The organism is Seohaeicola nanhaiensis, from assembly GCF_042654245.1.
GTDB classification, from domain to species: domain Bacteria; phylum Pseudomonadota; class Alphaproteobacteria; order Rhodobacterales; family Rhodobacteraceae; genus Seohaeicola_A; species Seohaeicola_A nanhaiensis.
On sequence record NZ_JBHSGI010000006.1, the window covers coordinates 1 to 10,247 of the forward strand.

The window sequence follows — 10,247 nt, forward strand, 5'->3', positions numbered from 1 at the left end:
GCGCCTCCACATCCAGAACCGCGTGGATTTCATCCTCCCCGACGCCGATCCGGTCGCCGATGCGCGGCAGGTCGATATCATCGAGGCGCTTGGCTTTTCCCTTGAAGTTCATCACTTCTCTCCCAGCTTGGCGCGGCGATAGATGGTCAAAAGCAGCGTCGTTCCGAGAGCGGCCTTTGTCAGAACGACAAGCCAGGCCACGGCAACGCCGGTCTCGATGGCAAGATTTCGGACCATCATCGTGAACAGCACGCTGATGCCGACCAGCGCATAGCCCGCCGCCACCGCGCGCCCAGGCGGCACTGCCTTCGCGTTGATGTGCGCCAGCCACCAGCAGGCCAGAATGACAACCGCAGAGGTCAGATTGTTTGCGAACAGCAGGCTCATTTTGCTGCCCTTTCCAGGATCAGCTTTCGAACCCCGCGGATCGCGGCGATCCCGCCCTCGCCCATGATGAAACCTGCGGCCAGATACGACCACGATCCGCCGCCGGTCAGGCTGTCGAGCATGTGGCCGACCAGGCCGCCGAGAAAGATCGCACCGCAAGCGCCGGCGAGACCTTCGACCATGCGCCGCTTCCACGATGCCTCGGGCGCGAACACAGCGCGCACGTATGCGCCAGCCGCGCCCGAGACGACAAGCGCGCCGATCTGTTCCGGCATCGAGCCGATCAGGCGGGACATGATGTCGGGGTATTGATCCTGCATCCTGCAGCTCCTCACGCGCCGTTGTCGGCACGTGCGACCTCGGCCCAGAAGCTGCCGCGCTTCCGTATGGTCAGAGTGTCGTACAATCCGTCCATGCTGAAATCTCCGGCCAGCTTGAGGTTTCCGACAGCATCTTTCGCCACGATAGTCCTGCCATCGTTCACCGGGAAAATCGTCGTCACCCACCCATCGGGAATACCTGCGGTAGCGATGTTTACCAGGTCGGATGAAAGAGCCGCCGCTTCGGTGTCGACGGCATGCGCGCCATGGGTGATCGATATCGCACCCGATGCGATCGTCAGGTTCGGGCCTTGCTCATGCGGCACGAGGCCCGAGATTTCCGGGTTGGGATTGCCTTCGATCCGCCAGTCGGTGATGTTGAAGGCAAAGGCGGCATCGTTGTTGCCGCCCCCCGCGAAGAAGGTCGGGACAAACCATTTGGCACCAGCGGTGAAAATGCCATCCGCGCCACTTCCCGCGCGGCCAACGGTCCCGGTCACGACAACCCGGCCATCGGCAAAGGCCAGCGGGCTTTGCGGCGGCGTGAAGTTCTGGAAGCCGAGATAATTCCGATCCTCGTCCCACTCATACACCGTAATCCGGCAATCAGCGGTCCCCGGGCTGCCGATGACGACAGCAGGATCGTCCAGGACCTTCATCTCGAAGGTGGATCGGAAGACGCCGTTTTCAGGAACCCGGTAGATGCGACGCGACGGCAGAATGATCTGGTCGTTGGCCGGTTGAGAGTAGCACCAGCCCAGGTCGGCATCCTCGATGATCGCCGGGACACCATTCAGAACGCGCGGAAGGCGGGAGGCATAGTCAAAATTGGTGGTGTTGGTGGAACCGCCGCTGGTCGCCCAGGCCAGACCGGCGTCGACTGAGAGGTCGCCCCCGATCGCTTCGATTTCATGCGGCTCCTGAGCGGTCATTGCCGCATCGGCATATCGCGCGCCGAACCTCGCCAGGCTCTCCCCCGAGAAGTGGACATTTGCCGCCGCGAAGGAAGTCAAGCCGACAGAGCGCGCGATCTTCACGTTGGGCCAGTCCATCTGGATGCGACGCAGGGCGTTCAGATGCCGGAGGGCATAGGTGTTCTCCGGCACCGGGCAGAGCTCACCGAACACGATGACCGTCTGCTCGTTGATCCACCCGGTATCTTTCAGGTCTTGAAGAACGACGATCCATTTCCGGGCGAACAGTTCGACCTGTTCGCCGAGATTTGCCTCGCCCTGATGGATGATGACCGCATTCAGCTTGGTCGGCGCACCTGGCACTTGCGGCATGGCGGCAGCCAGCGCCGCCTTCATCGCCGCGTTCAGGTTTTCATCGCTGACGTCGCGGGTCCAGCCGTTGGTCGACAGATCGGTGTTCCGGATGAACGCCTCGACCGCATGCCCCCCCATGGCGACCTGGATCTGGTATTGGCGGTTGCCCGTGCGCTCGCCCATTGCCTTGGCAAAATGAAAGCCGAGGTTGTTGGCCCAGGCGCCGGACGATCCGATGTTCAGGGGCGCCGTGCCGAAGGCCGCGACGTTGAACGCATTGCCCTGCGCGTATGTCGATCCGGATGCGTTCGAATTCCACAGCTCGACAAGCGGGCTTGCGGACTGATCGCCGCCAGTCGATCCCCCGATTCCGCGCGCATTGGACTGCCCCAGCACCAGCGACGTGAAAACCCGCCCCTGAGCCTCGGCTGCGGTCTCCTCGAGAAACACCTTCAGCTCGCTCTTTTTCGGCTTGTAGGAGTCCGAAGGCGGATTGCCAAAGAGCACCTGTTCGGCGGTTTGCGTCGTCATGCTGTCCTCGCTGATGTTCGGTGGATCGGTCGGGCGTTACGGGCCGGGCGGGCTCAAGGTGACGGACTCCGGACCCGTGAGCGGGGCCGCAATTCCGCTCGAATTGATCGGGGCCGCCCAATAGTAGAAAGTGCCGTAGCCCGCCGCGTCGGTGTAGCTGTCGCCGGCGCTGGGGATGCCATATTCGGTGTGCACCAGAGCGGCCGATCCGAAAGTCGAGGTGGTGCCGCGCCAGATGCGCGTCCCGAAATACTGGCCGTCATTCGGCGCGGTGAAGCTCACCAGCGCCTGCCCGTCGCCGGCCGGAGCGACCGCGAAATCGCTCAAGGCGCCCGGGGGCGTGGGGTTGACCACGACAACCGTCTGGATGGCCGTCTCCGGCCCCCAGGGCGATGCCCCCGCCCCGGCCGTCCGATTGCGCACCTGCGCCTCGACCGTCGCCCCATCCGCCAGGCCGGTGACCTGCAGGACCTCCGCGCTCTCCGAGGTGCGGGCGGTCAGCCAGTGCGTGTCGCCGACGATCCGGTAGCGGACCTCTTGCGTGAACGCCGCATCCTGCGCCGGCCAGGCGTATTGAATGGTGCCCTGCGGCAGCGCGGTGCCGGTCAGGCTGGCCGGCACCGGCACGCTGCCGTCCGAGACGACCGTCACGCCGTAGGAGGGGCGCTCCGGCTCTTCCGTCGCCGCGTCGAAGGCGAAGTCTTCCTGGTTGACCGAATTCGCGGTCAGCGAAAAGACCGTGAAGGTCTCGAACGTCAAATTTCCGACCTCATAGGCCTGAACGGCGCCCGTCAGCGGGTCGCGTACCCCGAAGAACCGGTGCCCCCGTCCTCCACCGCGCGGGCCCTCACGCCCGCCCAGCATTTCGAAACCGATTGCATCTATGGTCCCGGAGAGCTGGAACTGCGCCCGTTTCGTTCTGGCGAGCCGCTTGTTGATCCGGCTCGCCTGATTGTGGTTCGTGACCAGGAAGACCTGCGGGGTATCCCGCAGCGGTCTCGGCACCTCTTCCTCGATCCAGCTGCCCGAGGGCGTCTCGCGCCAGGCGTTGTCCGGTTCGGTGTAGACGATCGCCACCTCATCGGGGGCGTCTTCTCCCCACTGGCCCTCGACGTCTTCGACCGAGAAAAAATCCTGCTCGAGGTCAAGGATGATTTCGGGCTCCATCCAGCGTCCGACGATGAAGCCGACCTTGCCGTCTGTCCGCTCGTAGAAATAGACATCGGCAGCCGCGGCGAGCTGCGCACGCTGATCCTCGTAGTCCGTCGCATCCGAGAGCGTGCCGTTGATTGTCCAGCGCGGTTGCGGGTCGCCTTCGGCGTTGATCACGATTTCGTCGCAGACATCCGCCTCGTCTGCGACCTCATCCCAATCGACTTCTTCGCCCAGGCTGGTGACGATCCAGTCGGCGATCACCAGCGCCGCGTTGTTGGTCCAGCCACTGCTGCCGTCGCGCGGGTCATAGATATCATTCTTGCCGTCGAGGACCGGCGTATAGGCCCATTGCCGGCTTTCCGGATAAATCTCGGTGATCTTGTCCTGCGGTGGTCGCTTGGCCCAGAGAACCGCAACAGCCAGACCAGCAAAGTCGAATTCCTCGGTGACTTCCTCGAAGGCGGCGACGAGACCGGCGTTTGCCACCTGTCCTTCCGCTCCCGTCATCACGTCGATCCGGCCATATCCGGCCATAGGGGCGGTCGCGATATTGCTGAGGTTCGGGTCTGCCTCTGCGGTCAGGGTTGCGGATCGCTCGTCGAGGAAGTGCTCGACAATACCCTGAATAGGATGCGCAGCCAGGATCGGCACATAATATCGCCGGTTGTTGCCGAAGGCGGTATAGGCCAGCGGCCCCCCTTTGCGGGTGCGCCCATAGACCCGCTCGGCAAAGCTGATGGTCTGGGCATAATTCACCATCTGTGCCGCCGGCGTCGGGATCGGCGGCTTCGGGGCCAGCTTGGCGGCGATTGCCGAGAGGCCCAGCGAAAGCACAGCCCGCACAGCGAACCCGCCTAACACACTGCCTGTCGCAAAGCTCAACCCCGCCTGAAACGCGGTGGCAAAGGCGCCGGTCGCAATTCCACTGGCCGCGCTGACACCCGTCGCACCAGCAACCCATGCCACCACTGGCCCGGCATCCGAACGGGTTGGCGTTAACGCCGTCGAGGCCAGCAGAGTGGCGACCAGCACACTACGGCGCATAACCCACCCCCCAGACCGCCAGCACATCACGAACCATCCGCGTATTCAGCACGGTCGCCCCGCGCGGGCCCTTGCAGCCCCAGGCCTCGCCCAGCCAGAGCGCGCCGCAGGGCGTCAGCCCACCGGCAGGCCCATGCGCCATGATTACCGCGACATCGCCCTCGGCAGGCGTCTCTACGCGCGGCAACCCTCCGATGGTGGCGAGGCAGGCCTCAACAGCCGCGATCGGGTCGCGCAGGAACCCGGTCTGGCGCTGGCAGCTGGCCGCGCTGTCATAGGTCATTCGGATATGTGCCGCCGGATCGACGCCTCGCACCCGCAGCACCCAATCGGCCAGACAGGTCATGCAATCGGTCTCGCCCCAGACGAACGGCAGCGCACGCCAGCGGTGCATCTCGACATAGACATCTCTCACGATGCCGGCCCCCAGAGCTTTTCTTCTTCGGTGTTGCTGGTCGGGATGAAGGTCAGAGACGGATTCGGCGCGCCTATCAGCCGGGCATGGCCCTCCGTATTCATCACGATCCGACGCGCGCCTCGCCGTTTCTCGGACCAAGCCTCGAACGTCAGGCTGATCGATCGATCTTGCGGCCCGTTGCGCCTGGTCTGGATAGTCTTTGCCGTCCGGGTCAGCCAGCGAAGCGGCGCGACCGCCGGGGCATAAAACTCCTCCATCGTCGCGAAGGGCTGGACGTAGAAGGTCACCGAACGACCGGCCACATAGTCCAGGCCAAGCGCCTTGACCTGCGCCACCAGGTCGGGTGCGCGAGGATCCTGAAAAAACGACAGGGTCAGGCTGCCCTCCGGCGCTTCGCCGCCGATGGCACTGCCGAGACTCGACACATTGCCCAGGACCGACCCGACCCAGGTGTTGCCGTTGAGATCGGTAAACGCCCCGTCCGCGCCGATGATGAACCGGACGGGCCCGGCCGGGGTGTCAATCTCGCAGAGGTGAAACCCGCCAACGGTGGCGCCCCGATAGTATCGCTCGGAGGGAAAGAAGCTCATCGGGTCAGCACCTCCCGGAACCGGAACACGGGGCGCGCCTCGTGCTTGAATTCATAGGACAGGTCACCTCCCCCTTCCTCGGCCACCTCAAACAATCCGACGCCCTCGTGCAGGATCATGTCGCCCGCCGCGATGGCGGCGCGAAGCGGCATCTGAATGCGCAGGTCGTAGACGCCGGCGGAGACCATCGAGACCGCGACCACCGCAAACGGCCAGTCACCATGCCCCATGATCTGACCCACCCGCGGCACGATGCCGGCTGGCGTGATATTGACCCGCAGCTGCGTCGCTCCCGCCGCCGCGCCGTTTACGGCCGTGCAGGTCGGCTGGAAGTCGAAACCGACACCCTCATCGAAGGTGACGCCCTCATCAAAAGGGATACCCTCCGCACCAATCCCGGCGCCCCAGACAGCTCCCTGAAAATCGAACCCGATCGGATCGATCATCGAGAGCCTGTAGATGTTGACCTGCCCCTGCGCCGCCAGCTTCAGCGCGCGCCAGGACAGGATGGTTTCCCGCCGCAGGTAGAGGCTGGGGGCGCCCATCCAGCGCGGGAAGGCGGTGAAAACGGTGCGGTTCATGCCGCCCGTGGTTTCGCCCATGGACTGACCGCGCCAGTCGATATCCCACGACGAATTCATGACCCGCATCAGCTCGCGCGGGACGGTGATGATCTGACGGTCCATCTCAGCCCTGCCGCTTGGTGTAATTCGCGAGCGACTGCGGGGTGCGCCGTTCCTGCGCCGCCATGCCCGCGCTCATGATTTGCACGCTGTCGTTACGCGCCTCGCCCAGCCAGGATGCGCGCAGACCCGGCTCCAGCGAGATGTGCAACGATCCGTTCATCTGGCCCGACTGCCCGCGCGCAACCTCGGCCCGCGACTGGACCCGCTCGCCGCGCTGCAGGATGGCCGGTATCTCGTCATGCCGCAGAATATCCGCGCCGCCATGCAGTCGCGGCGCGCTCATGAACAGCGCCGCGGGCACGTTGCGGGTTGTGCCCGGTGCCCCCACGTCGCCGCCGCCGTGCAGGACGCCGGCCTTTACATCGCCACCCTTACCGCCCCCAAACAGGCCACCCAACCAGTCGGCTACCGGCGCCAGAAACGTGCGCCGAACTGCGATCATGGCCATATCCGCGATGATGGAGCGGACGAACTCCTTGAACTCGAACTTGCCGCCGTCCAGGAAGTTGCGGAACTGTTGCTCCGCCCCCTTGAATGCGCCGACCAGGGCATCGCCGATGGCCTTGCCGGTCTGCATGCCCTCCTGCGCATAGTTCTTCAGGGCGATGCCGATCGATTCCCAGCCGGTCTTCGCGCCTTCCAGCGCGGTCACCAGGTCGAAGACCTCCTTTTTCTCGGCCATCGTGGCATCGGCCAGCTTTTCCGAGTATTCCAGCATCTTCGCCTTCACCGGATCAGTCTCGCGCAAGACGGCCAATTCCCGTTGCAGCGACTTCACCAGCTCGTCGACCTGATCCTTTTCCTTCCCGCCACCGCCGGCCTTCTTACCGTCGCGGGAATTCCTGATCGCCTGCCGGCGGACGGAGTTGTAGAAATCTCCCATCGGGTCTTCGTCTGCCGTTTTCGATGCCCGGGCAGCGAAATCATCCCATTCCTTGCCGTATCGCTTTTCGGCAGCCAACTTGCGTTCTTCCGAAGACTTCCGGTCAACCTCAAATCCGCCGACACCCGGGATGAAAACCGGTCCAAAGTTCGTTCCGAAAACGGAATTGAACCCCTCTCCGACACCGGTGAGAAACACCTCGATGGCGGTGCCCATCTTGTAGAGCGCTTCGAAAACCTTTGCGGCCGCGCCATTGAAACCGGCTTCAAAAAGGTCGGGCACTGTCGAGATCGCCGTGCCGATGCCGTCGACCGATATTTTGATGCCATTTATGATCCCGTTGCCGACCCATTTGACACCGGCGATGACCGCATCCCAGGCAGCCGAGAACCACTCGCCGATTTTGTCAACGGCAGGCTTGATCCACGAATAAATTCCGCGACCGATCACCTGGAATACCGCCAGAGCGGTATCACCGAATCCGACCGTGACGCCCTTGGTCTCGTTGATCTCATGGCGCAGCCCAGCAACGGCAACGGCGCCGACAGCAAGGGCGGCACTGACTTGCGGAAATCGCGTGACAACGCCACCGATCATCCGCCCGAGATCGCGCATCGCGCCACCGACGCCACCGCTGCCCGGTCCGTAAATTTGCGCGATCTGCGAGCCCTGCTGCGCGAAGACCATCATCGGGTTCATGCCGCCCGCCAGCGACACGATCACATCGTTGACCTGATAGCCGAGCATCTGGAGCCGCATCGCCGTCATGCGGCTGGCCTTGCCCATGTCCTCGATGCCACGCGCCCGACCGCGCAGGGCGGCAATGCTGTCCAGCGATGCGCTGCGCGAGCGATTGATCGCCGCCGTCATCTCATCGGCCGAAATCGCGCCCTCGAGGTGCGCGGCCTTGATCGCGGACACCTCGGAGCGATAGGTGCGGATCGCCGCGAACACGGGGTTATACTTGGCCCGCAGATCATCCAGCGCCTGCCCTTGGGCGATGTATTCCGCCGCTGACATGCCCCCGGCCGAGGTGACGCCGGTGGCCCTGTTGATCCGGTCGACCAGCGGGGAAGAGGCCTGCGACTGCGCCCGCATCGCCGCCAGCGCGGCGGTGGACTTGGCGACGATCGACTCAAGCTTGGCCTGCGCCTGCGCCGCGGCGTCGCCGACCCGATCGAGACCAGCCGCCGCAGGCCCTGCCCCGTCGCGCAGGTTCTCCATGGCCTCCCGGCCGGCCGCGCCGACGCCGCGCAGCTCGGCCTTGACGGTGTCACCGCCGGCGGCCGAGATGCGAACGGAAAACCTCTTTTCACGCGTCATCGGAGCTTGGTGCCCTTTTGTTCATGTGGTAGACCGCGACGGCCTCGATGTCAGGAAGCAGCTCGGCGATGGCGAAGGGGTGGACCCCCATCGCATCGCCCAGCCGGAAGGCGACATTCAGGTCCCAGCCCAGGATCCTGACGGCCACACCCGAAGCCACGCGGAGCTGGCCGCGCAACTTCAGGACCAGCGACCAGATCAGCTTGCCTTCTTCGCTTTGCGGACCGAGCGACCGGCGCGGGCACTCCGCGCAGAAGCTTTCGCAGTAGCCGCAGTAGTCCGCGCCCTCGCCGAAGTGCCATTCCGCGAGGGCGCAGAGACGTTTTTTTCCCGCTGCACCAACAGCCAGCGCGCGAGGTATTTTTCGGTGAAGGCGTCGTAGATCGGCGCCACATCCAGGAAGGCATCGATGTTCTGCGGGGTCACCGCCGCCGGGCTGTCGTCTTCTCCTTCGACACCTTCCCAGCTGTCGATCACGCGCCGCGCCACAGCCTTGGCGAACATGAGACCAACCCGCCCCTTGGACCGGATCATCTCAGCGGATGCGGCAGCATCGTCGCCCGCATCCGCCAGCGCGCGGATTTCGTCGGCATAGTCCAGCAGGCTGTCATCCGCCTTGGCATCCTCGATCACGGACGTGAGCGCCGGACGCGCCGTGATCGTGATGCCAGGGTCATTTTCACCCCCGGGGATCAGCTCATACCGCTCGGGGGCGGCGTTCAGGTGCAGCTTCATGAGGTCTCCGCTCAGCTGGGGTTGTTGAAATCGGCCATGTCGTTGATCAGCGTGGCCGTGCACATGACGCCTTCGGCGCTGTTCAGCGCGGCCTGCCAGGCGAAGGTCGCCTGCATGCCGCCCGGGCCGGTGATCGGCAGGCGCGGGACCGGCAGATAGACCTCGTGCGCGGTCAGGGTGAACTTGACGCCAGCCGAGATCGTGTAATCGAACTTCAGCTCGCAGGGCGTGCCGTTCGTCGCCTGGTCCAGCAGCGTGGTATTGGCGAACCGGCTGACAATGCTGCCCGTCAGCGCGCCAATCGACTCATCGGCACCGTCGATCTTGCCATCCGCGCGAATGACTTCCACCCGGTCGAGGTTGTTGGAATAGGTGATCTCGCCCGAGACGATGTTGCCGAGCGCAGCTCCCTCGCGGCTGATGGAGCCGTTGAACGACCCGAAGCGGGTCAGCACCAGCTCCTCCAGCGTTCCTGCAGCGCTCGAAGTGGCCTTGGCTTCGCCCTGCGCGATCAGGTTCATGGTCGCCGTCACCAGGCCCGAACGCTGCATCGTCCAGTTGATCGAGTTGGCCTTGACGCCAGTCAGCATCCGGTAGGACGGGACATCCGGGTTGCCAACCTCGATCGCCGCGCTTGGCAATGCCCAGCTGCCCGAGGTGAACTCGTGTGTGTAGGGCGCCGACGCCCCGGTGGTCGTAGGTGCGCCCATCAGCAGCTTCAGCCAGATGCCGAGGAACCGGGCGTCGATTGGCACGGCCACATCGCCATCGGCGGTGATCGCATCCTTGACCGGGGCGAGCGGGTCGCGGCCATAACCCAGCAGCTCGTTGTTGAGCAGCGGCTGTTCGCTGCCAAGCGTCGTGCTGGCAAAAGGCATCTTCCAGAAGCTGTCCGCAGCCGGGGCGG

General features: G+C 64.5%; 11 protein-coding genes. All 11 read right to left on the bottom strand.

Annotated elements, in window-relative coordinates; all coding sequences use genetic code 11:
- Window positions 1-111: 111 nt before the first annotated feature.
- Window positions 112-387 (bottom strand): hypothetical protein, encoded by a 276-nt coding sequence (locus tag ACFO5X_RS10150; protein ID WP_380717306.1) that lies wholly within the window; start codon window positions 385-387, stop codon window positions 112-114.
- Window positions 384-707 (bottom strand): hypothetical protein, encoded by a 324-nt coding sequence (locus ACFO5X_RS10155; RefSeq protein ID WP_380717307.1) that lies wholly within the window; start codon window positions 705-707, stop codon window positions 384-386. Before ACFO5X_RS10155 ends, ACFO5X_RS10150 begins: the two co-directional genes overlap by 4 nt.
- A gap of 11 nt (window positions 708-718) precedes the next feature.
- Complete coding sequence (locus ACFO5X_RS10160; protein ID WP_380717308.1) at window positions 719-2,506, bottom strand: sialate O-acetylesterase; 1,788 nt, start codon at window positions 2,504-2,506, stop codon at window positions 719-721.
- Between the two features lie 36 nt (window positions 2,507-2,542).
- On the bottom strand, window positions 2,543-4,705 hold the full coding sequence (locus ACFO5X_RS10165) for a phage tail protein (RefSeq protein ID WP_380717309.1): 2,163 nt from the start codon (window positions 4,703-4,705) through the stop codon (window positions 2,543-2,545).
- Window positions 4,695-5,120 carry a DUF6950 family protein gene (locus tag ACFO5X_RS10170; protein ID WP_380717310.1) on the bottom strand — a complete coding sequence of 142 codons (426 nt, stop codon included), beginning with the start codon at window positions 5,118-5,120 and terminating at the stop codon, window positions 4,695-4,697. The genes ACFO5X_RS10165 and ACFO5X_RS10170 overlap by 11 nt, the downstream gene beginning before the upstream one ends.
- The gene (locus ACFO5X_RS10175) at window positions 5,117-5,713 is read right to left on the bottom strand and encodes a hypothetical protein (protein ID WP_380717312.1); all 597 of its coding nucleotides are present in this window, start codon (window positions 5,711-5,713) and stop codon (window positions 5,117-5,119) included. Before ACFO5X_RS10175 ends, ACFO5X_RS10170 begins: the two co-directional genes overlap by 4 nt.
- Entirely contained in the window at window positions 5,710-6,399 is a 690-nt protein-coding gene (locus tag ACFO5X_RS10180) for a hypothetical protein (protein WP_380717313.1), read from the bottom strand. The genes ACFO5X_RS10175 and ACFO5X_RS10180 overlap by 4 nt, the downstream gene beginning before the upstream one ends.
- A gap of 1 nt (window position 6,400) precedes the next feature.
- Window positions 6,401-8,605: a phage tail length tape measure family protein gene (locus ACFO5X_RS10185; RefSeq protein ID WP_380717314.1), complete on the bottom strand. Its 2,205-nt coding sequence runs from the start codon at window positions 8,603-8,605 to the stop codon at window positions 6,401-6,403.
- A complete protein-coding gene (locus ACFO5X_RS10190; RefSeq protein ID WP_380717315.1) occupies window positions 8,595-8,753 on the bottom strand; it encodes a DUF7697 family protein in 159 nt (52 codons plus the stop codon). The genes ACFO5X_RS10185 and ACFO5X_RS10190 overlap by 11 nt, the downstream gene beginning before the upstream one ends.
- 50 nt (window positions 8,754-8,803) lie before the next feature.
- Window positions 8,804-9,340, bottom strand: coding sequence for a hypothetical protein (locus tag ACFO5X_RS10195; RefSeq protein WP_380717316.1), 537 nt, complete (start codon window positions 9,338-9,340; stop codon window positions 8,804-8,806).
- An 11-nt stretch (window positions 9,341-9,351) separates the two neighbouring features.
- On the bottom strand, window positions 9,352-10,247 hold an 896-nt coding region (locus tag ACFO5X_RS10200; RefSeq protein ID WP_380717317.1), incomplete at its 5' end, for a phage tail tube protein.